Below are 21851 nucleotides of genomic sequence, written 5' to 3' on the forward strand. Positions count from 1 at the left end.
TGCAGGGGGGACCCTGTGGGAGAGTAGGACGCCGCCGAACAATCATTCAGAGAAGGCCCACCCGGGTTACCGGGTGGGCCTTTTCGCATTTCCGGGGAAGGGGAGACCCGCACTGTGACGCAGGTCACGCCGGATCAAGAACCTGCGCGCCGGATCGGGCGTCTGGCTGGTGTGAGATCACGCAGGAGAGCACTGGACGAGCTGGACGAGGAACGCCTCCTCCGGCTGGTGGCCAGGGGCGACCGCGGGGCGTTCGACGAGCTGTACAGCCGGACGTCACCGTGGTTGGCGGTGCGGTTGCGCCGTCGCTGCTCGGACGAGCAGATCGTCGCCGAGGTCATGCAGGAGACGTATCTGGCGGTGTGGCGCGCGGCCGGCGCGTTCGCCGGGAGCGCCGTGGGCGGTTCGGCCGTGGGGTGGCTGTGGACGATCGCGGCGCGCCGGCTGGTCGACGCGTTCCGGCGCCGGGCCCACCACGCCGAGCCGCCGGTGGCGGCCGCCGAGCGGGCGGTGGTGCCCGGGGCGGAGGAGGAGGCGCTCGCCGGGACGGTCGGCGGTGACGTGGGCGACGCGCTGCGGCGCCTGGCGCCGGAACTGCGCGAGGTATTGCAGGCCACGGTGCTGGACGGGCTGTCCGTCCGGGAGACCGCCGTGCTGCTCAGACTGCCCGAAGGCACGGTCAAGACCCGTGCCCGGCGGGCCCGGATCGCGATGCGGGAGGCACTGGCATGACGGAGGAACACGCGTCCCGGCGGCTGATCGCCGACTACGCGCGGGGGGACGCGGCGATGGCCGCGGACACGGTGTGGGCGCTGGAGGCCCACTTGGAGACCTGTGCGCCGTGCCGGGCGCTGCTGGCGGCCTCGGTCGTCACCGAGGCGCCTGACGTCGCCGTGCTGCTGGACACCGTCCGGACCGGCCTGGCCCCGCAGTTGGACGCCGCGGTCCGGGCGCCCGCCCGGCGGCGCCGTCCGCGGTGGGTGTCGGCCTGGCTGACGCCCGCGATGGGGCCGTGGCTGGCGATGACCGCCGTGGTCACCCTGCTGGCGCTGCTCATGGACGCGGTCGCGCCGTCGGGGTCGCTCGGCGCCGCCTCGCCGGTGTCGCTGCTGGCGCCCGTGCTGCCGCTGTTCGGCGTCGCCGCGGCGTGGTCGCGGGCCCTGGACCCGGCGTACGAGCTGACCGCCTCGACCGCCCGCGCGGGCCTGCCGCTGCTGCTCAGGCGCACCACGGCGGTGCTCGCCGTGGTCGTGCCCGGGCTCCTGCTGGCGGGCCGGCTGACCGGCACGATGACGGCCGCTCAGTGGCTGCTGCCTTCGCTGGCCTTCACGTCCACGGCGCTGGCCCTGGGCAGCGTCGTCGGGGTGACCCGCGCCGCGACTGCTCTGGCCGCTCTCTGGAGCGTCGCCGTACTGGTGCCCGCCGGGGTCACCGGACGTGCCCCCGCGGCCCTGTGGTCCGCCCTGGAGCCGGGCCGGCTGCCGGTGTGGGGCCTGCTCCTCGTGCTGGGGGTCGCCGCCGTGATCGCCCGCCGGAACGCCTACTCAACGTTGTGACAACACCATCGACCCTCGAAAGGGGCCACCGCATGGCGCCCATGACGAGCGCGGCCGACATCGCGCCGAAGACCTACGCCTGGGAGATCCGGGCCAGTGACCTGAGAGTCCGGGTGGGCCGGAAGAAGATGGCCGTCGACGGACTGGACCTCTCCCTCGGGCTCGGGGCCCACGGCCTGCTGGGGCCCAACGGCGCGGGCAAGACCAGCCTGATCCGGGCGCTCGCGACGGTGCTGCGACCGGCCGGCGGCGAGCTGGAGCTGCTCGGCACCTCCGTCGGCGGGCTGGGCGACCACCGGGCGCTGCGGCGCCGGATCGGCTACCTGCCGCAGGACTTCGGCTACTACAAGCGCTTCACCGTGCGTGAGTTCGTGGAGTACATGGCCTGGTTGAAGGAGGTGCCGAAGCCGGACATCCCCGCGGCCGTCCAGCGGGCCGTCGAGCGGGTGGGCCTGGCGGACCGCGCCGACCACCGGATGAAGACGCTGTCCGGCGGCATGGTGCGGCGGGCCGGCATCGCCCAGGCGATCGTCAACGACCCCGCGGTGCTGCTGCTGGACGAGCCGACGGCCGGCCTGGACCCGGCGCAGCGGCTGCGCTTCCGCGAACTGCTCCAGGAACTGGGCCGGGACACCTGCGTGGTCGTCTCCACCCACCTGGTCGAGGACGTCGCGGCGGCCTGTACCGACGTGGTGCTGTTCGCGGACGGCCGCCTCGTCTTCCAGGGCACCCCGGACGACCTGGCCGCCGCGGGCGGCAGCGAGTACCCGGGCGACAGCCCGCTGGAGCGCGGCTACTCGGCCCTGCTCCGTGACTCCGGACAGCAGGGAGGCAACTGGTGAACGCCCGGGTGCTGCGCACCGAGTTGAGGCGCTCCGTCGCCCCGTGGGCCGGTCTGGTCGTCCTGGGCGGCAGCCTGGCGGTCCTCTACGCCATCAACGGGCTGTGGTGGCAGGGCACCGCGGCGTGGACCGGGCAGTGGACGTCGATGGCGCTGACGACCCGCTCGATGCTGGCCTACCTGTGGCCGCTCTCGGTGGGTTTCGGCGCGGTGTACGGGCTGCGCGACTCCCGCTCGCGGACGGCCGAACTGCTGGCGAGCACGCCGCGGCCGGCCTGGCGCCGTGCGGCGCTGCCGGCCGGTGCGCTGGCGCTCGCGCTGGTGTCGGGCTTCGGCCTGCTCGTCCTGTGGGGCGGGAGCCAGGTGGCCCTCGGCGAGAGCGACTACCTGCCGGCGGGGTGGCTGCCGATCTCGCTGGTGGCGGCACTGGCCCTGGTCGCGGGCGCCGTGTTCGGGATGGGCCTCGCGCGGACCCTGCCCTCGGTGCTGACCCCGCCGATCCTGGTGGTGGGTTCCCTGCTGACGGTCATGTACCTGCGGCAGACCACCGACGCGGCGCTGCCGTCCGGCCAGGCGCCGAACCGTCTCTCCCAGCTGTCGCCGGTGACCGACATGCCGCGCGAGGTGCTGCTGACCCTGTCCGGGTCGGTGGACCTGGGGCAGGCGCTGTGGTTCCTCGGTCTGCTCGGCACCGGCTTCGCGCTGCTGACGGCCGCGACCACCCGGGCCCGGCTGTTCGCGGCGGCTCCCGTGCTGGCCGGTGCGGCGCTGGCCCTGCTGGTCCTGCCGGCCGACCCGCGCGACACCTGGGTGGTCGACCGGGCCGCCGCGGCCCTGGTCTGCGACGGTCCGGTGTGCGTGACCCGGGCGAACGGCGCGCAGCTGCCCGTACTCGCGCCCTCCGGCAAGGAGGCGCTGCGGGTGCTGCACGACGCCCTGGGCGACCGGGCGCCGGCCACGGTCCACGAGGAGACCACGCTGCGCGCGACCGGCGACGAGCGCCGGCTCTCCGGCGACACGGTGCTGGTCGACCTCGACGACCCGCTGATCGCCCGGGCGACGGGGGCGGAGCTGACCCGGCTGCTGGTCGCCCAGGGCCTGGCGCCGAACTGCCGGCCGCGCACCCCGTGGGAGGGCGGGGGACTGAACGCCGTCCCGGCGCAGAGCCTCGTCGCGAGCTGGGCCCTCGGGGACCGTCAGGTCCAGCCGTTGCAGAAGCCGGAGCACGACAGGTTCTCGCAGCTCGCTTGGACGAGTGCGACGGCGGCCTGGGAGAAGCTGAACGCGCTGCCGCCGGCCGAGCAGCGGGTGCGGATCGCCGAGGTCCGGGCCGCCGCGCTGGCCTGCGGGGACGAGCTGGCGCCGCTGACGGGGGAGGCGTCCCGATGAGGTGGCTGACCCTGTACGCGCGCTCGCGGGAGGTGCCCGCCTCGGCGGTCGTCGTCCTGCTCGCCGTCCTGGCGGGGTGGGCCTTCGACCACGACGGCCCGGGGCCGATGGACCTGGTGACGGTCGTCCTGGTCCTCACCGTGAGCGTGTCGGCCGCCTCCGTCGGGCTCGGCGGGCAGGACGCCGCGCTGGACCGGACGGCCGCGGTGCGGTGGGCGCCCCGCCGGGCGGCGCACGTCCTGTTGATCGGTGCGGTCGCCGCCGCGGCGCTGCTGGCGCTCCGGCTGCTGGGGGCGGAGCCCGCCCCGGCCGGGTACGTGGTCCGGGACGCCGCAGGCCTGGCCGGTCTGGCCGGGCTCGGGGCGGTGCTGTGCGGGGCGCACCTCGCCTGGATCCTGCCGACCGCCTGGCTCGCGGTCACCGTCTCCACCCCGCCCGCGCCCGGCACCGCGGGGGAGGTGGTGCACTGGATGACCTTCTCGCCGGCCACCACGGTGTCCACCGGGACGGCGTGGGTGCTGCTGGCGGTCGGTACCGTGCTGTACGCCGTGGTGGGCCCGAGGCGCTGACCGTCCGGCCCGTCGAGCGCGGGGGCCGGGTCCCCGGGGAGTCCCCGGGGACCCGGCCGTTTCACGTCCCCGTGGTGTACGGGGTCAGGTCGACGTTCCAGGTGTGGTTGCCGCCCTCGTGGACGGTGATCGCGACCGGCTCGTCCGGGTGCTCGGGGTCGAACTCCGAGTGCACGCTGTGGGTGACCACGGGGCTGGTCCAGGCGGGCAGGTTCCGGTTCCAGGTGCCCGCCTTCGGGGCGACCTTCCAGCGGAACGAGACGCTGTACTGCTTGAGCCAGTACCCGGGGGTCATCCGGGCCGAGGTGGAGAAGCCCGGGTTGTCGTTGAACTCGATCTGGTTCTGGGCGTCGACGATGACGGCGTTGTTGTAGTTCGGGCGGTAGGGGCCGTCCTGGACCCAGTCGCGCGCCGAGTCGTGCTCGCCGTAGTTGCCGTCCTTCGCCCGGACGACCTGGACGTTGGAGTCGGTGACCTCCTGCCAGAAGTGGTAGTTGGTGGAGACCCGCTGCGGGGCGCCCGCCGGGTTCTTCAACCGGGCGACCTGCCAGAAGCCGATGCTCTGGTCGTCGTCCATCTTCTGGGTGGCCGGGCCCTCGTAGCCGGACTCGAACTCCAGCACCGGCCGGGCGAGGTCGAGGTTCGCCGCGCGGGCCTTGCCCCGGGTGGTGCGCGCGGGCGGACTGCTGCCGCGCACCTCGGCGACGTCCGCGTTCCGCTTGGGCATCCGCTGCACCGCGCCCGCGCCCGTGGCCGCCGCCGGGGACCCGGCGTGGGCGGGCGGCGCCTCCGCGCGGTGCAGCGGGGCCGCGAGGGCGCGGACGGCGTTGGCCTCCGCCTCGCGCTCGTAGCGGTCGGACGGGTCGGAGACCCGCAGGCCGTCGCCGCGGTCGGTGCCGGCCACCGGGCCCTGGCGCTGCTGGATGACGTGGGTGAGCTCGTGCGCCAGGGTGTGCCGGTCGCCGCCGCCCTGGCCGAGCACCACGTGGTTGCCGGAGGTGTACGCGCGGGCGCCGACCTCGGCCGCCGAGGCGGCGGCCGTACTGCCGGTGTGCAGCCGTACGTCGGAGAAGTCGGCGCCGAGGCGGGCCTCCATCTCGCTGCGGGTGGGAGCGTCCAGGGGCTTCCCGGCGGTGCGCAGCACCTGGGGGACCAGGGAGCGCTGGAGCGGCAGTTCCTCCGGCCCGGCGCCGTGGCCCGCGCAGTCGTGGCCGGCGTGGGCGCCGGAGCCGGCCCGGGCTTCCCGGACCAGGCGGCTCACCGCGGCGTTGCCGAGGGTCCGTTGCAGGGCGAGGGCGGTGCCGGGCGGCGGGCCCGGGCGGGGTGCGCGGGCGGCCGGGGCGTCCCCCCGGTCGCTCCGCCGGTCGGCCCGCCGGTCCGGTTCATGTGCGCGCACGGTGGTCGGATTCCTTCCGCCTTGTGGCGATTCGGTGCGTATACGGCCCCGAAGGCGTCTCCGGTGTGGGAACGGCGCAACGCTACTGCTGTACTGATGACGCGTCAGTAGGGCGCGGGGGGCAGACTTCGCCGTCGGCGGGGGAACGGTCGGTTGCCCCGGCGGGTCACGACCGGGTTCCCCGGGAGGGCACGTGGCCCGTAATGGTGGGGTTCGAACGGGTTGTCGCCCGGTGCGCGGACCGGGCACGACGTCCGTCCCGCGTTGACATGGTCACGGGCCGTGAGAGGAGATACGGAAGGGGAAGATCATGGAGGAGATCGGGGTGATTCCGGCGGAAGGGGCCCATTGACACCGTCGGGGCATCGGGTGCACTTTGCCGGTCCGGTCGCGGAAGGGGAGGGCACCGTGTGCACCGGGTCAGTTCCCCTGCCTGATGTCGCTCAGCGTTCCGCTGATGTTGAGGAGTTCGTGACAGGTGGCCGCCTGCTTGCCCGAGGCCGGAGTGCCCGGGGACTCGCAGGTCACGCTCGCCGTCACAGCCTGGTCCTCGGGGACCTGGATGGGAGTCACCCAGTGGTAGTCCTGGTTGCGGAAGGTCTCCAAGGCGATGGTGTTGAGCACCTGCTGGCCGGCCGTGATGGTCACGACGCCCTGGTCGCCCTGGAAGTTGGCGATGACGAGGTCGGTCATGTCGAAGACCTTGCCGTGCGGCACCTGGTAGCTGCCACTGGACGCGGCGCCGCCCCCGGTCTGCACGTCGATGGCCGCGGAGCTCTGCCGTCCGGTGCCCGGAGCCGCCAGGCCCGGGCCGGGGGCGGGGCGGCCGCCGCTGCCGGTGGGCTGCCCGGAGCCCGGCTTGCCGGGAGTGGTGGGGTTGCCGCCGGCGGGGGCGCCCGGCCCGTCCCCGGGTGTGCCGGCGGGCGGGGCCGGGGTGGCGCTCTGCTGGGCGACGGCCTGCTCGGCGGCCTGCTTGGCGGAGCTGCGCACCGCCGGGCGGACCAGGGCGAACCAGGCCAGCAGCAGGGCGATCAGCGCCGCCAGCAGCGCCAGCAGCCACTTGGGGAAGATCGGGAGCTGGATGAACTCGCCCTCCAGCACCGGGCGTTGAGCGGCGGTGGGAGTGGGAGTGGGAGTGGGAGTGGGAGTGGGAGCGGCGGCGGTGCCCTCGGCGGCGGCGCCGGTGTCCTTGCCGTCCTTGCCCCCGCCGTCCGGGCCCTTGCCCTTGCCCGCGGGAGCCGGCTCGGGGCCCACCGCGACCTCGAACGGCCAGGAGGCCTGCTTCCCGAACCAGATCAGCTTGCGCGCACGGGCCTGCAACCGCAGCTCCCCGGACTCGCCGGGCTCCAGGCGCAGCCGTTCCGGGGTCGCCCGGAAGCGCAGCTCCTCGCCGGCCTGACCAGGGGTGAGCACCACCGTGCCCGGGGCGTTGCCGAGGTTGCGCACCGAGGTGCGGTAGCGGCCGCGCAGCCAGCCGCGGCGGCGCCGGGGCGCGAGCGCGGCCTGCAACTCCTCGAAGGGCGTCACGGTGACCGTGGCCTCCGGCACCGTCACCAGCTCGGGGCGCTCGGTCGGCAGGACCCGGATGCCGAGCGGGAACTCCCCGGCCCGGGCGGCGGGCGAGCGCGGTGGGGCGAGGCGCACCGTCACCGTCTCGGACGTCCCCGGGAAGAGCGAGACCCGGGCCGGCTCGACCGTCGTCCACGCGGCGCAGTCGCCGACCACCTCCAGCGTGTACGCCTCGACGATGTCGAGGTCGTTGCGCACCGTCAGGGTCGTGGTGGCCACGCCACCGGGCGCCACCGTCAGCGCGGGCAGGCCGAGTTCGGCGGAAGCGGTCATGGCGTGACGGTAGGGCCGGAGGACCGTCCGCGGAGAGGGCCGTACGGGCAAGCCATGGGCACACCCCTTGCCCGTACGGACGGACCGGCCGTGCCCGGCGCCGCCGCGACCGGCCCCGCAGGCCGGGTGCCCGCCCCCCACCGGGGCCCCGCCGCGCCCCCTCACCGGGGCCCCGACCGGGCCCCCGACCGGCCCCGCGCCACGGCGCCGGGCCGCAACAGCCGCAGGACCGCAGGAGAATGGAGTGTTCCGATGACATCGATCGAGGCGACCCGCGGGGAAGCCGTCACCACCCGCCGGGGGCCGGCGGCACCGCCGTCTGTGACCGCCCGCCCGGCCGGGGCGCGGGTCCCCGTGCAGGGGCGCGCCCGCCCGGCCCAGATACCCGTGGCGGTGTACGCCGAGGACCTCATCCTGCAGACCGGGGTGGTCCAACAGCTGCGCCAGCGGCCCGAGGTGGAACTGCTCAGTGAGGCCGACGCGGGCCGGGCCGAGGTCTCCCTGCTGGTCGTGGACGCCCTGACCGAGGCGGTCGCGGACCACCTGCGCCGGCTGCGGCTCGCCACCTCGGGCCGGATCGGCCTGGTGGTCGGCCAGTTCGAGGCCGGCGGATTGCAGACCATCGTCGAGCACGGCGTCGCCGCCGTGCTGCGCCGCTCCGAGGCGGACCAGGACCGGCTGGTGCACCTGATCACCGCCCTGGCCAACGGCGAGGGGGTGATGCCCGGGGACCTCCTCGGCGAACTGCTCGACCGGATCGGGACGCTCCAGCGCACCATGCTCGACGGCCGCGGCCTCACCCTGTCGACCCTGACGGCCCGGGAGGCGGAGATGCTGCGACTGGTCGCCGAGGGCTTCGACACCAGCGAGATCGCGGCCAAGACCTCCTACTCGGAACGCACCGTCAAGAACGTGCTGCACGAGATCATCACCCGGCTGGGGCTGCGCAACCGGGCGCACGCGGTGGGGTACGCGATGCGGCGCGGCCTGATCTGACCGGCGGAGGGCCCCGTCCCGAGGGGGCAGGACCGCCCGGGCGCGGACGGACGTCCCCGGCGCCCGCGACCGCGGCGACCTGCCCTTTGCGGACACCGGCCGTTACCCCCGGCTCGGGTGCCCGGGCCCTGTTCCCGGGCACCCGAGCCGGTGAGACTGCGGGGGAGACCGCCCCTGCCACCCTGTGAGGTCGAGCGTGATCGGCGCCACCGCCACCCCCCGCCCCGTCCGGCGGCCGGCCCGGGCCGCCGTCGCGGTGCTGCTCGCGCTGGCGACCGCCGTGCTGACCCTGGGCTCCGCCCCCGTCGCGCCGAGCGGCCGGACGGCCCCGGCCGTCACCGCCGAGGACCCGGCCGCAGGGCGGATCGTCTACGCCGGCACCAACCACCGCGGCCTCGGCCGGGTGACCGGCGGCGCCGCCAGCACCCCGCTGTTCGGGCCCGGCCCGATCCACTTCGACCAGGAGCCCTCCGCCCGCGGCGGCGAACTGGTCTTCACCAGCCTGCGGGACGGGCCGCTGCCCCAGGTCTACCTGCGCGAGGCGAACGGCGCGGTGCGCCGGCTCACCAACGGCATGGACACCGCCCACCCCGCGCTCGCCCCGGACGGCAAGGGCGTCGTCTTCGAGGCGCTGGAACCCGCCGCCGCGGGCGGCACCCAGCACGTGCTGTGGGCGGTCAACCGGGACGGCACCGGGCTGCGCCGGATCACCGACGGCGCCGCCGACGAGACCCACCCGACCGTCTCGCCCGACGGTCAGTGGGTCGCGTACTCCTGCACCGGCGACCCGGCGCACCGCCAGATCTACCTGCGGCCGTTCACCGGCGGCGCGCCCGTCAAGATCACCGACGTGGCCGTCGGGGACGCCGTCGACCCGACCTGGAACCCGGTGAACGACGACGCCCACCGCAACCAGATCGTCTACACCTGGGACAAGGGCGACCAGGGCCGCACCCTGATGCTCACCTCGCCCACCGGCGGCGACAAGGCGTTCTTCCCCGGCACCGGCTCCACCTGGCGCACCGGCTCCGCCTCCTGGCTGGCCGACGGCACCGGCGTCCTCTTCCTCAGCGCCGACCAGCTCACCTCCCCGCCCCCGGCCCCGCAGCCCGACCCGAACCAGCCGCCCGTGGTGAACCTCTACCGGGCGCCGACCTGCGACTGCACCGACCCCCAACTCCTCTACCGCACCAACCGGTTGATCTCGACCCCGACCTGGCTCGGCACCCAGGCCGAGGGCGGCCCGGTGGTCGAGCAGACCAGCGCCGCCACCGCCAACACCGCCGACGTCCAGGACGTCCGCCAGGACGGCACCGACCCGCGCGACCTCGGCATCAGCGTGCTCACCGAGGACCCGGCCGCCGACACCAACACCAACCCCGACCCGGGCGCCGACCCGCTCTTCCACCCCCGCCCCGGCTACGACCCCTGGTACGAGCGGCAGAGCTACACGCCCGACGGCCGGCAGCTCGTCGTCACCCGCTACGAGGACTCCCCGGCCGGGCGGATCCAGCGGATCTGGCAGGCCGACGCCGACGGCTCGAACCCGCACCCGCTGAACCTCGCCGGCCGCGGGCCCACCGACCGGGACACCGACCCCTCGCTCTCCCCGGACGGCCGGCTCATCGTGTTCAGCCGCAGCACCCCGGCCGCCGGGCAGACCCCGGCCCGCCCCGGCCGGCTGCTGATCGCCCAGGTGGCCACCGGCGCGATCGTCGGCACCGTCCAGCCGCCCGCCGACCAGCCGGGCGCCTCCGACGGCGAGCCGTTCTGGTCCCCCGACGGCAAGCTGATCGCCTTCTCCCGGACCGCCGTCGTCAACGGCAACCCCGGCAACCTGCACGTCTGGACCGTCGCCGCCGACGACCTCACCCGGCAGCGCGACCTCAGCCGGGCCGCCTGCCCCGGCAGCTGCAACGTGATCGACGACAGCCCGGTGTTCTCGCCCGACGGCCGGCGCCTCGCCTTCAACCGCAAGGCCGGCGACGGCGGCAACAACCGGCAGGACGGCCTCCTGGTCACCTCGCCCACCGGCACCGACTGCACGGTGCTGCTGCCCGCCGGGCTGCGCGACGACAAGGGCGCCTGCACCCGGCCGCTGCCCGACACCACCGCCGACGGCCCGTACCAGCCGCGGGACGTCGCCTGGACGCCGAACGGCGCCCAGCTGGTGCTCACCTCGCGCCGGGCCCTGCCGCCCAACTCCCCCGAAGGGCTCGGCACCTACGACCTCGCCAGCGGCAAGCTCACCCCGCTCGACCGGCGGCTGCCCGGACGGCAGAAGGAGCCGGCCGTCCAGCAGTCCGTCCACCTGGCGCTGAGCGCGCCGCCGCGCACCCCCGCCGTGCAGGTCGACGGCGGCACCGACGTCACCGTCACCGTCACCAACCACGGCCCCTCACCCTCACCCGGCACCGTGCTGACCGCCTCGGTGCCCGGCGGTGCCCGGCTCGGCAGGCTGACCACGCCCGTCGGGACGTGCGACGCGGCCGCGCTGCGCTGCGACCTCGGCACCCTGGCACCGGGCGCCGAGGTACGGGTGACCGCCACCCTGATCGGCACCCGCACCGGTGACCAGCCGTTCGGCTGGAGCGTCACCGGGGCGGTCCTCGACCCGAACCCGGAGAACGACTCCGCCGAAACGGTCCTGCCGGTGCTGAGCGCGCCCACGCCCACCCCGACCCCCACCGCCACGCCCACCGCCTTGCCCAGCCCGACACCGACCCCGACGCCCACGCCGACCACCCCGAGCAGCACGCCCGCTCCCGCGCCCCCGCCGCCGGCCCCCGCACCGCCGCAGGCCGGCCCCACCGTCGCGGTCGACGCCCAGCCGAACCCCGGCTACGTCGGCGGCCACGTGACCGTCAGCTACACCGTGCGCAACACCGGCCAGGCCCTCGCCACCGGCCTGCGGCTCACCCTCGGCCTGCCCCCCGGCGTGCCCACCGAGGCGCTGCCGCCCGGCTGCCGGGCCGGCAGCTGCGCGCTGGCCGACCTGCGCCCGGGGCGCAGCCAGGTGGTCCGGGTGGTGCTCTCGCCCGTCGCGGTGCTGGACACCACCGTCACCGCCGAACTGACCACCACCGGCACCGACGCCACGCCCGGCCCGCACCGGGCCAGCACCCCGCTGCGGGTCGTCCAGCCGCGGATCGTCGCCGTGCCGCCGATCGGCAAGCCCGGCTTCGTGACCTCCGTGCGCGGCGTGGACTTCCCGCCCGGCGTCCCCGTCCGCTTCACCTGGAACCCCGGCATCACGGCCGCCGCCGCGCCCACCTACCCCACGGCGGACGGGACCTTCGCGGGCCAGCTGCTCATCCTGCCCAAGGACGAGACCGGCCCGCGCACCATCACCGCCGACGGCCCCGGCTTCTCCCCGGTCACCACGCCCTTCCTGGTCGTCGTGGGCACCATCGGCCCGCCGGGGGAGGTGGACCGGCGGTGACCCGGGTGAGCGACGAGGCGTCGCGGCCGCACCGGAAGTCGGCCCGGTCGACTTCCGGTGCGGCCGGGTGGTCGGGTGCGGTGCTGGATCAGTGGTCGGCCCGAGGCCGGGCCGGAGCGACAGGGGAGGTGGGGCGGCGGTGATCCATGAGGTCGACGAGGCGTTGCGGTTGCTGCTGGCCGAGGCCGGACTGCCGGAGCGCGGCGTCGAGGTCGTCCTCGACGCGCCCACCCGGGACCTGGCGGCCCGGCGCACCGCGCCGACGGTCAGCGTCTTCCTGTACGACGTCCGCGAGGACACCGGGCGCCGGCAGGCCGGCGCCGTCGCCGAACACGACGCCGACGGCCTGGTGGTCGGCCACCGCGCCGCGCCGCGCTGGTTCGAGCTGGCCTACCTGGTCACCGTCTGGACCAACCGGCCGCAGGACGAACACCGGCTGCTCGCCGAGGTGTTGCAGTGCCTGACCGCCGTCGACGCGCTGCCCGCCCGGCTGCTCACCGGCACGCTCGCCCGGCTCGGACTCACCGTCGGCCTGGACATCGCCGGGCGCGACACCGGCCTGCCGTCGGTTTCCGACGTCTGGTCCGCGCTCGGCGGGGAGCTGCGGCCCTCGATCGACCTCAGGGTGCTCGCCCCGCTCGCCGCGGCGCTCACCCCCGCCGGACCGCCCGTCACCGAGGGGCTGGTGGTACACGCCAGGGACACCGGGAGCGACACCGGCAGGGACACGAGCTCGGACGCCGACACGGACGCCGCGCCGACCACCGACGGCCCCGGCCGGCGGCTGCGCTACCGGGGCACCGCCACCGACCCCGGACCGGACGGCTTCGCCGCCCCCCGCGACCGGGCCCTGCCGCCCGGCCGCCGCAGCAGGGGCGGGAGCGGTAGGGGCGGGAACGGCGGGGGCGGGGCCAGGTGAGCCCGGACCTCGCCCTGGCGGTGCCCGACGCCCCGCCCGACCACGACCACGACACCGACCACCTGTGGGAGCGCCTGCACCGGGTCGAGCAGCGGGTCCGCACCGCGGTGCGCGACCGCCGGGCCGACGACCCGGACCCGGACGACCCGTACCGGGGCCAGTACCTCGGCCCGGAGGCCGTCGAGCGGATCCTGGCCTCCGCCGCCGTGGCCACCGGCCACGGCACACCGGCCGGCCAGGACGCGCCCGCCCCGCCGCCCGGCTCCCGGCTGGCCCGGCTCGGCACCGACTTCGGACTGCTCCCGGTCGACCTCGACCTGCTGCTGGTCGCCCTCGCCCCCGACCTCGACCCCCGCTTCGAGCAGCTCTACGGCTACCTCAACGACGACCTGACCCGCCGTCGGGCGACCGTCGGGCTGGCCCTCGAACTGTGCGGGCTGCCCGGTGCCGGGGCCGGCCGCTTCCGCTTCGCCGCGCGGTCCCCGCTGATCGCCGGCGGCCTGCTGGAACTCACCGAACCGGACCGCCCGCTGCTGTCCCGCACCCTGCGGGTGCCGGACCGGGTGACGGCGCACCTGCTCGGCGAGGACGAACCGGACGACGCCCTCGCGGGCCTGGCCCGCCGCGCCGACCCGGCCGCCCGTCTCGAACCGGTGGGCGCGGCCGGGGCGCCCACCCCCGCCGAGGCGCAGGCCGTCGACCGGCTGCGCGCGGCCGCGACGGCGGTGGGCGGCGGAGCCGTGTACCTGCTGGACCGGGGCGGCCACGCCGGCCCGCTCGCGGTGGCCGCGCTCGCCGCCGACGGCCGCCCGCCACTGGTCGTCGACGCCGCCGCACTGGCCGCCCGCCCGCCGGGGGCCACCGTACGGGTGCTCGCCCGGGAGGCCCGGCTGGCCGGGGGCGGGGTGGTGCTCGGACCGCTGGACCGGCTGGAGCCCGAACGCCCCGAGCGGGCCGCGCTGCTGCGCGAGCTGTGCGCCGAGCTCGCCGCCGTCCCGCTGATCGTGCACGGCCCCCTGGTGTGGGACCCGGCCTGGTCGCGGGAGAGCCCCGTGCTGGTCACCGCCCCGCCGCCGGACGCCGACGGCCGCGCCGGGCAGTGGGCCCGCGCACTGGCCGCCGCCGGGACGCCGCTGGACGAGGAGCTGACGGACGGCCTGGCCGAGGCGGTGGCCGCCTACCGGGTCGACCGGGAGAAGCTGGCGCGGGCCGCCTCGGTGGCCGCCCGGACGGCCGCCGCCGAGCGGCGCCCGGTGCGCGCCGAGGACCTGCGGGCCGCCGTCCGGGCGCAGAACGCCGCCGGCCTGGCCCGGCTGGCCCGTCGGATCGAACCCGCCGTCGGCTGGCCCGACCTGGTGCTGCCCGACCCCACCGCCGACCGGCTGCGCGAACTGGTGCTGCGCGCCCGGCACCGCGACCAGGTGCTCGGCCGGTGGCGGATGCGCCCCGGCGGCGGCCGCGGCAACGGCGTGATCGCCCTGTTCGCCGGGGAGTCCGGCACCGGGAAGACCATGTCGGCCGAGGTGGTCGCCGCCGAACTCGGCATGGAGCTGTACGTGGTGGACCTCTCCACCGTGGTGGACAAGTACATCGGCGAGACCGAGAAGAACCTGGAACGGATCTTCACCGAGGCCGCCCAGGTCAACGGCGTCCTGCTGTTCGACGAGGCGGACGCGCTGTTCGGTAAGCGCGCCCAGGTCAAGGACGCCCATGACCGGCACGCCAACGTGGAGACCGCGTATCTGCTCCAGCGGATGGAGTCCTTCGACGGGATCGCGCTGCTCACCACCAACCTGCGCGCCAACCTCGACGAGGCGTTCACCCGGCGGCTGGACGTCATCGCCGAGTTCCCGCTGCCCGACCGGGCACAGCGCCGGCTGCTCTGGGACCGCTGCCTCGGACCGGCCCTGCCGCGCGGCGACGACCTCGACCTGGACTACTGCGCCGAGCACTTCGAGCTCACCGGCGGCTCGATCCGGGCCTGCGCCGTCTCCGCGGCCTACCTGGCCGCCGGGGCGGGCACCCCGCTGGTCATGGCCCAGCTGGTCGCCGCCGTGGTCGGGGAGTACCGCAAGCTCGGTCGGCTGGTGCTGGAGAGCGAGTTCGGGCCGTGGCTGGAGCGGCTGCGCCCCGCCCCGGAGCGGTCCGTGCCCGCCGGGCGTACGTGACCGGAGCGGTCCGGGGCCGCCGGGCGCAGCCGGCCGTGCCCGCCGGGGCAGTGATCCTGCCCCCGATCTTGACCCCGGGGACATGTCCCCGGACGCCGCCCCGGCCGCAGACTCGGGGGCGAGTGAGACGTAACGACCGGTCATCTGGAGGAGCACGTATGCCGTCGTACCTGACCCCGGGCGTGTACGTGGAGGAGGTGCAGTCCGGTGCCCGGCCGATCGAGGGCGTCGGCACGGCCGTCGCCGCCTTCGTCGGCTTCGCCGGCAGCGGCCCCTTCCACGAGCCCACGCTGGTGACCAACTGGGACCAGTACGTCCAGCGGTTCGGGGCGTTCACCGAGGGCACCTACCTGGCGCACGCGGTGTACGGGTTCTTCGCCAACGGCGGTGGCTCCGCCTACGTCGTGCGGATCGGCGACCCGGCGCGGCAGGCCCCCGGCGGCGCCCCCGCCCCGGCCGTCGCGGCGGCCCCGCCGGCGGAGATCGGCGGCTTCCTGGTGTCGGCCCTGCCCGGTGCGGGCGGTGAGGTGTCCGTCGAGGTCGCCGACGCCGAGGGCGAGAACGTCCCCGACGACCGGTTCCGGCTGATCGTCCGCCGGGGCGCCGAGGTGGCCGAGAGCTACGACGTCTCCACCCGGAAGAACACCAAGGGCTACCTCGTCACCCAGCTGCGGGAGTCCAAGCTGGTCGCCGTCGCCGAGCAGCCCGGCACCGCGCCGAGCCGCCCCGAGCGCCGCACCCACGCGCTCGCCGCCGCCCCGGCCCCCGCGACCGGCCCGGTGGTGGCCGCCGGCACCCGGCTGGACCCGGCCGAGTACGTCGGGGACGCGGCCGCCCGCACCGGCTTCTCCGGCCTGGAGGCGATCGACGAGATCACCATGGTCGCGGTGCCCGACCTGATGAGCGCCTACCAGCGCGGCGACCTCGACGACGAGGGCCTGCGCACCGTCCAGCTCGCCGTCATCTCGCACTGCGAGCAGATGGGCGACCGGATCGCCGTGCTGGACCCGCCGCCCGGCCTCAACGCCCAGCGGATGCGCAGCTGGCGCCAGGACGAGGCCGGCTACGACTCCCGCTACGCCGCGCTCTACTACCCGTGGATCAAGGTGTTCGACCCGGCCACCGGGCGCAACGTGCTGGTCCCGCCGAGCGGCCACGCCGCCGGGGTGTGGGCGCGCAGCGACGCCGAACGCGGGGTCCACAAGGCGCCCGCCAACGAGGTCATCCGCGGCGCCGTCGACCTCGAACTGCGGCTCAGCAAGGGCGAGCAGGACCTGCTGAACCCGATCGGCGTCAACTGCGTCCGGGCGTTCCCCGGCCGCGGCATCCGGATCTGGGGTGCCCGCACCCTCTCCTCCGACCCGGCCTGGCGCTACCTCAACGTGCGCCGGCTCTTCAACTACCTGGAGGAGTCCATCCTCCTGGGGACCCAGTGGGTGGTCTTCGAACCCAACGACGACCGGCTGTGGTCCAGCATCCGGCGGAACATCACCGCCTTCCTCACCGAGGAGTGGCGGCGCGGGGCGCTGTTCGGCCAGACCGCGGCCGAGGCCTTCTACGTCAAGTGCGACCGTGACAACAACCCGCCCGAGTCCATCGACCTCGGACAGGTGATCTGCGAGATCGGCGTCTCCCCGGTGAAGCCGGCCGAGTTCGTGGTGTTCCGGCTGGCCCAGTTCTCCGACAGCACCAGCCTCCTCGACGAGTGAGTCGCGGCCCCACCGCAGACCCACCCGTCGGCCCCACTGTCGATACGCATCGGAAGGTGACCACACGCCATGGCTGAAGGCGATCCGCTCTCCACACACATATTCGGCGTCCAACTCGGCGGCTACAACGTCGAGTCCGTCAAGGAGATCAGCAACCTGACGGTCGAACAGGACGTCGTCGAGTACAAGCAGGTGACCCAAGAGGGCAAGCTGATCGTCCGCAAGCAGCCCGGCGCCCGACTGCCCGGCGAGGTGACCATCACCCGCGGCCTGGACAAGAGCGGCGCGTTCACGGACTGGATCAAGGAGACCCTCAACAACGGGGCGATCAACACCGCCCGGCAGAACCTCACCATCGAGGTCAAGGACACCACCGGGGCCACCCTGCGCCGGATCCAGCTCACCAACGCCTGGGCGAGCCGCTGGGAGGGCCCCACGCTCAGCGCGGGCGAGTCCAGCGCCGCGACCGAGACGGTGACCATCGTGTTCGAGGAGATCCGGGTCGAGTGAGGCGCAAGATCGGCCTTGAGGAGCTGCTGGAAGGCGCCCCGGCCCCGCAGAACCCCGCGCCGCAGCAGCCGGCCCCGGGGCAGGCGGGGCCGGCCGGGCCGGCCCGGCGGCAGTCCCCGCACACCGAGTTCGAGTTCGAGCTGCCGCTCGGCTACGTCGACGACGAGGGCACCGTGCACCGCCACGGCGCCATGCGCCTGGCGACCGCGCGCGACGAACTGATGCCGCAGATCGACCTGCGGGTCAAGGAGAACCCGGCCTACCTCAGCGTGGTGCTGCTCAGCCACGTGATCACCCGGCTGGGCGACCTCGCCGAGGTGCACACGGGCATCGTCGAGCGGATGTACGCCACCGACGTGGCCTTCCTCCAGGACCTCTACCAGCGGATCAACAGCGAAGGCCACACGCGCGCCGCCGTGACCTGCCCGCACTGCGACGGCGCCTTCGAGGTCGACCTCGCCGGTGGGCGCCTGGGGGAATCGTGACGTACGCGCCTGCTCGGCTGTACGAGGAGATCGCGTACATCGCCTACCACCTCCACTGGTCGCGGGAGGACCTCCTCGACCTGACCCACCACGAGCGCGGGCAGTGGGTGCGCGAGGTCGCGCGGCTGAACGCCCGCATCAGTGAAGGTGGGTGAGGAGGGTGGGGCTGCGGGACTGGATCGGGCGGCGGCGCGACGGGTCCGGTGCCGGGGTTGATCCGGGGCCGGGCTCGGGCGCGCGGTCGGGCTCTGCCGCGGCCTCGGGTTCGGCCTCGGGTTCGGACCCGGGCTCGGGCTCGGCTTCCGGTGCTGCCCGGGTCGCGCGGCCGCGACCGGCGGCCGGGGACGGCGGCTGGCGCGCCGTGGCGCCGCTGGTCCCGACCCTGGCCGGGGCGTCGCCGCGCGGGGTCAGCGACGGTCTGGCGTTCCGCTCCAGGCTCTCCGCCTGGCAGGATCCTTCGCTGAGCGGACCGCTCGGCCACTCCGTGCTGACCTCCGCCCCGGCGGGCATCCTGCGGGCGGTCGCGGTGCCGGGCACGCCGTCCGTGACCGTCGGTGGCGGGGACGAGCTCGTCCTGCGGCCGACGGTGGGTGCGGTGGAGGCCGGGCCGGCGGAGTCGCCGGAGTCGGCCGAGCCCTCTGCCCGGGCGGATCGGCGGCGGGCCCGGCCCGTCCAACGGTCCGTCCGGCTGCGGCAGTTGCCCGTGCGGTCACCCGGGTCCCGTGCGGTGCGGACGGGCGGCGCCGACCGGCGGGCCGGGGCTGCGGTGCCGGGTCCGTCCCACAGTGCTGTTCCGGCGGCCGGCGCGGCAGCCGCTGCTGCCGAGGCCGGAGGTGCGGAGGCACCCACGGGTGCGGCGGGACGTACGGCGCGGGAGCCGGAAGCGGTCGCCGGTGCGCCACGTCGGAACGGCGGGGCAGGCCCGGCCGTTCAGCGGGCGGTGCGACCGCGGGCCGTCAGCGCGCCGCTGACCGTCGCGCGGCGCCCCCGGCTGCTGCTCGTGCGGCCCGTGGTGGCCGTTCCGGGGCGGAGCGGGGCCACGCCGGACGCCGTCGGCGAAGCGTCGAGCCGGGGTGTCGAAGCGTCGCAGCCGGTAGCCGTGGTGGAGCAGGCGGCCCGTGCCGAGCGGGTGCCCGAGCGCACCGAGTCGGCGGCCCGGACGGCGCCGTCGGGCCCGGGTGGCGCCGCCGACGTGGCAGTGCAGCGGGCCGCGGCGACGCGTGGTGACGCACCGGCCCGTCCGGTGCTCGGCGCGCCCTTGACGGCGCTGCCCGCGAGTGCGGCCCCCCTGGCTGCCGCCGGCCCCCGGACGGCCGAGCCCGCCCCGGGCGCCCCGGCTGCCATGCCGGTGGTCCGTGCCGAGCCCGGGGCCACGGGTGGCGGGGAGGCCGGAAGCGGCGAGCGGGCAGTGCGTGGGATCGGGCCCGGGCCCGTCGGCGGGGCATCCGTCCAGCGTGCGCCGTCCTCGCCGACCGCCGAACGGGCGTCCCGGGCGCCGTCGCGCCCGGCCCCGATCCCGCCCCGGGCCCCGGCCTCGACCCCGGCTCGGGCGCAATCGCCGACCCAGGCCCCGGCTCCGGCCCAGGCCCCAGCTCCGGCCCAGACTTCGACTCGGACCCCGACTCCGGCTCCGGCGCGGCCGCGCTCGGGTCTGGGCGCGCCCCTCGACGCGATACCGCCGACGGCGGCGGCCGCAGGCGGCGCCGGTCCGATGGTGGGTGGGCGGCGGCGGGTCCGGCGGGGCTCGGTCGCGTTGCCGGGGGGCGGTGGGCCGAGTGCACCGGCTACCGGTGGGGGTGCATCCGTGCAGCGCCCGGTCGAGCACCACGCGGCCGGCCAGCACTCCGCAACGCCCTTGACAACAAACAAAACTGACATGTCGTCAAACGATGCCCACGCTGCCGGGCCCGGCCCTGCCCCTGCCGGGGTGCCGCCGCGTGCGAGCGGACGTGTCGGCGGCGGCCCGGTGGTTTCGGCCCGTCCGGCGGGTGGCGGTCTGGGCGTGCAGCGGGCCGTCGCATCCACCGCCCCGAGGCGCGGGCTGATCGGCGAGCGACCGATGGCGGTTGCCCTGGCGGCAGCGTCGGCGCCCCTCGCGGGTGGCGTCGGTGCCCGGCCGGGGGCCGCTGCGGTGTCCGCCGCCCCGCCGGTGGTTCCGGTGGTCTGGCCCAACGCCCTTGCGCGCCGCACGGAGCCGGAGTCGGAGCCGGAGCGGGATTCGACGGTCGCGCCGCGGCCGAACTCGGCTCCGGCGCCGCGCGGGGGCCGGGGGACGGCTCCTGTTCCCCGGCGCGGGACGAGCCCCGGGGGCGGCCGGACCGCCGACGCCGGGCCGCCGGTGCCGCAGGCGCGAGGGGGTGCGGTGGCCGCCGGCCGTCCGTCCGGTGGGGGAGTCGGGCACGCGGTGGCAACGGCCGTGCAGCGACTGCGCGTCCGGCGTTCACCGGAACACCGGGGTGACCGCTCGTCGGCCGATCGCCCCTCCGCGCAGGGGAGTTCGGCGCCCGGCCATGCTTCGCCGACCGCAGCTGCCGCCGACGGCCCCTCGCCCGCCCGGTCCGAGCCGCCGCGCGGCACGGTGCCGGTGGCGCAGCGGCCGCAGGCGGGTGGTGGCCACAGCCCCGCGGCTGTCCGACGTCGCGCTGCCGACCGGTCGTTCTCCGGCCACCTGGGCCCCGGGGCCCGGCCCGGCGGGCGGTCGGCCGCGCCGGTGCCGGTGCCCGTGGTCCGCCTCGCACCGCCGGGCATCCAGGCGCTCCCACGGGCGGCGTCACCGCTGTCCGGCGCGCCCTCGCCGGTCGTCCAGCGAGCCCAGTGGCCTTCGGCGGCAGCCGAGTTGTCGCCGCAAGGGGCGGCCGGGCCGGCCCGCGCCGCGCAGCCCGCGCGGCCCGCGCAGCCCGTGGCGCCCGCGCTGCCGGTGGCGCCCGCGCTGCCGGTGGTCCCTTCGCTCCAGCGGCTCCCGGGCGCGCCCGGCCCGCTGTCGCAGGCGCAGACGCGGGCCCAGCCGCCCGCCGTGCTGTCGCCGATCGTGTCCCGGTCCGCAACACCCGGGGTGCCCGGCATGCCCGGGGTGCCCCGTGCCGCGCAGTCGGTTGGGGCCGGGAGCGTCCCGTTCGTACCGTCCCCGCTGCCCGCCGCCCACCACTCCGCGCCCGGTACGGCGCAGGTGTTGCAGCGGGTGGCCGAGCAGGCGGGCCTGGTGGGGGTGCCGTTGACCGCCGTCCCGGCGCGTCGGCCGACCACCGTGCAGACGGCGCCGCCGAGCACCGGCCGACCTGGTGGGCACCGGCCACCCGGCGGCACCGAGAAGGGTGCCACGGTGGCCGAGGGCCCCGACCAGCCCGAGCACGCCGCACCCGGCGACCTGGACGAACTGGCCCGGCGCCTGGTCGAGCCGGTCGGCCGCCTGCTGCGCACCGAACTGCGCAGGGGCCGGGAGCGGGCCGGGAAGCCGTACGACCTGCGCCGGTGAGCGCGGGCGGCGCCGGACGGCCGCCGGGGGACCGGATCGACGTTGACCATGAGCAGCACAGCAGGAACAGCAGGAGGCCGGGCCGATGACCGACAACATCTTCGCGAGCAGTGTGTTTTTCAGCCTGACGATCGGCGGGAACGACCTGGGCGAGTTCACCACCTGTTCGGGACTCGGCGCGCAGGTCGAGATCGAGCAGTACGCGGAGGGCGGCAACAACGGCTTCGCCTGGCAGCTGCCGGGCCGCATCACCTGGACGAACATCACGCTGAGCCGCGCGGTCACCGCGGACACCGCCAAGATCGCGCGGTGGCTGAACGAGATCGTGCGGAAGGTCGAGCCGAAGGACGGCGAGATCGTGGCGCTGCGGCCGGACCTGAGCCGGATCGTCGGCTGGCAGGTGCTCGGGATCGTCCCGGTGCGGTGGGAGGGGCCGTCCTTCGACCCGTCGAGCTCCCAGCCGGCCATGGAGTCCCTGGAGATCGCCCACGCGGGCCTCCGGCCGTCCTGAGCGCACCCCTCACCCCTCCCTCTCCCCCCAAGCACCCAAGGAGCAG

The 21851-nt window shown here is 76.0% G+C and carries 17 protein-coding genes; 15 read left to right on the forward strand and 2 right to left on the reverse strand.

What is annotated here, in order from left to right; translation table 11 throughout:
• The first annotated feature begins 171 nt into the window (after positions 1-171).
• The 5 genes from ACZ58X_RS36365 to ACZ58X_RS36385 are packed head-to-tail and all read left to right on the forward strand — an operon-like array spanning position 172 to position 4355.
• Positions 172-732 (forward strand): RNA polymerase sigma factor, encoded by a 561-nt coding sequence (locus ACZ58X_RS36365; RefSeq protein WP_470337846.1) that lies wholly within the window; start codon positions 172-174, stop codon positions 730-732.
• The gene (locus tag ACZ58X_RS36370) at positions 729-1556 is read left to right on the forward strand and encodes a zf-HC2 domain-containing protein (protein WP_470337847.1); all 828 of its coding nucleotides are present in this window, start codon (positions 729-731) and stop codon (positions 1554-1556) included. The genes ACZ58X_RS36365 and ACZ58X_RS36370 overlap by 4 nt, the downstream gene beginning before the upstream one ends.
• A 32-nt stretch (positions 1557-1588) precedes the next feature.
• On the forward strand, positions 1589-2398 hold the full coding sequence (locus ACZ58X_RS36375) for an ATP-binding cassette domain-containing protein (protein ID WP_470337848.1): 810 nt from the start codon (positions 1589-1591) through the stop codon (positions 2396-2398).
• Positions 2395-3786, forward strand: a complete 1392-nt coding sequence (locus tag ACZ58X_RS36380; RefSeq protein WP_470337849.1) for a hypothetical protein — start codon at positions 2395-2397, stop codon at positions 3784-3786. Before ACZ58X_RS36375 ends, ACZ58X_RS36380 begins: the two co-directional genes overlap by 4 nt.
• A complete protein-coding gene (locus tag ACZ58X_RS36385) occupies positions 3783-4355 on the forward strand; it encodes a hypothetical protein (RefSeq protein WP_470337850.1) in 573 nt (190 codons plus the stop codon). Before ACZ58X_RS36380 ends, ACZ58X_RS36385 begins: the two co-directional genes overlap by 4 nt.
• Before the next feature lie 61 nt (positions 4356-4416).
• On the opposite strand, the gene ACZ58X_RS36390 is transcribed toward ACZ58X_RS36385, so the two are convergent.
• Both ACZ58X_RS36390 and ACZ58X_RS36395 read right to left on the reverse strand, forming a co-directional pair.
• Positions 4417-5751: an eCIS core domain-containing protein gene (locus ACZ58X_RS36390; RefSeq protein WP_470337851.1), complete on the reverse strand. Its 1335-nt coding sequence runs from the start codon at positions 5749-5751 to the stop codon at positions 4417-4419.
• 420 nt (positions 5752-6171) lie between these two features.
• A complete protein-coding gene (locus ACZ58X_RS36395; protein ID WP_470337852.1) occupies positions 6172-7593 on the reverse strand; it encodes a COG1470 family protein in 1422 nt (473 codons plus the stop codon).
• 252 nt (positions 7594-7845) lie between these two features.
• Here ACZ58X_RS36395 and ACZ58X_RS36400 point away from each other — a divergent pair, with 252 nt between their 5' ends.
• The 10 genes from ACZ58X_RS36400 (at position 7846) to ACZ58X_RS36445 (ending at position 21805) form a co-directional block, all read left to right on the forward strand.
• A complete protein-coding gene (locus ACZ58X_RS36400; RefSeq protein ID WP_470337853.1) occupies positions 7846-8589 on the forward strand; it encodes a helix-turn-helix transcriptional regulator in 744 nt (247 codons plus the stop codon).
• Positions 8590-8785: 196 nt separating this feature from the next.
• The gene (locus tag ACZ58X_RS36405) at positions 8786-12031 is read left to right on the forward strand and encodes a hypothetical protein (RefSeq protein ID WP_470337854.1); all 3246 of its coding nucleotides are present in this window, start codon (positions 8786-8788) and stop codon (positions 12029-12031) included.
• 139 nt (positions 12032-12170) lie between these two features.
• On the forward strand, positions 12171-12950 hold the full coding sequence (locus ACZ58X_RS36410) for a Pvc16 family protein (RefSeq protein WP_470337855.1): 780 nt from the start codon (positions 12171-12173) through the stop codon (positions 12948-12950).
• A gap of 20 nt (positions 12951-12970) precedes the next feature.
• Positions 12971-15118 (forward strand): AAA family ATPase, encoded by a 2148-nt coding sequence (locus ACZ58X_RS36415; RefSeq protein WP_470337897.1) that lies wholly within the window; start codon positions 12971-12973, stop codon positions 15116-15118.
• A 158-nt stretch (positions 15119-15276) separates the two neighbouring features.
• Entirely contained in the window at positions 15277-16827 is a 1551-nt protein-coding gene (locus ACZ58X_RS36420; RefSeq protein ID WP_470337856.1) for a phage tail sheath family protein, read from the forward strand.
• Between the two features lie 69 nt (positions 16828-16896).
• Positions 16897-17337, forward strand: a complete 441-nt coding sequence (locus ACZ58X_RS36425) for a phage tail protein (RefSeq protein ID WP_350509413.1) — start codon at positions 16897-16899, stop codon at positions 17335-17337.
• The gene (locus ACZ58X_RS36430) at positions 17334-17822 is read left to right on the forward strand and encodes a hypothetical protein (protein ID WP_470337857.1); all 489 of its coding nucleotides are present in this window, start codon (positions 17334-17336) and stop codon (positions 17820-17822) included. Before ACZ58X_RS36425 ends, ACZ58X_RS36430 begins: the two co-directional genes overlap by 4 nt.
• Positions 17819-17977, forward strand: a complete 159-nt coding sequence (locus tag ACZ58X_RS36435) for a DUF6760 family protein (protein ID WP_470337858.1) — start codon at positions 17819-17821, stop codon at positions 17975-17977. The genes ACZ58X_RS36430 and ACZ58X_RS36435 overlap by 4 nt, the downstream gene beginning before the upstream one ends.
• A 2567-nt stretch (positions 17978-20544) precedes the next feature.
• A complete protein-coding gene (locus tag ACZ58X_RS36440; RefSeq protein WP_470337859.1) occupies positions 20545-21294 on the forward strand; it encodes a hypothetical protein in 750 nt (249 codons plus the stop codon).
• An 85-nt stretch (positions 21295-21379) separates the two neighbouring features.
• Positions 21380-21805 carry a phage tail protein gene (locus ACZ58X_RS36445; protein WP_360244222.1) on the forward strand — a complete coding sequence of 142 codons (426 nt, stop codon included), beginning with the start codon at positions 21380-21382 and terminating at the stop codon, positions 21803-21805.
• Positions 21806-21851 lie beyond the last annotated feature (46 nt).

It is taken from the genome of Kitasatospora sp. NPDC040550 (genome assembly GCF_055594965.1).

Coding starts and splice junctions, on each gene's coding strand:
- ACZ58X_RS36385 (WP_470337850.1), top strand. CDS start 3,783: ATGAGGTGGCTGACCCTGTACGCGCGCTCGCGGGAGGTGCCCGCCTCG.
- ACZ58X_RS36375 (WP_470337848.1), top strand. CDS start 1,589: ATGGCGCCCATGACGAGCGCGGCCGACATCGCGCCGAAGACCTACGCC.
- ACZ58X_RS36395 (WP_470337852.1), bottom strand. CDS start 7,593: ATGACCGCTTCCGCCGAACTCGGCCTGCCCGCGCTGACGGTGGCGCCC.
- ACZ58X_RS36445 (WP_360244222.1), top strand. CDS start 21,380: ATGACCGACAACATCTTCGCGAGCAGTGTGTTTTTCAGCCTGACGATC.
- ACZ58X_RS36420 (WP_470337856.1), top strand. CDS start 15,277: ATGCCGTCGTACCTGACCCCGGGCGTGTACGTGGAGGAGGTGCAGTCC.
- ACZ58X_RS36370 (WP_470337847.1), top strand. CDS start 729: ATGACGGAGGAACACGCGTCCCGGCGGCTGATCGCCGACTACGCGCGG.
- ACZ58X_RS36400 (WP_470337853.1), top strand. CDS start 7,846: ATGACATCGATCGAGGCGACCCGCGGGGAAGCCGTCACCACCCGCCGG.
- ACZ58X_RS36425 (WP_350509413.1), top strand. CDS start 16,897: ATGGCTGAAGGCGATCCGCTCTCCACACACATATTCGGCGTCCAACTC.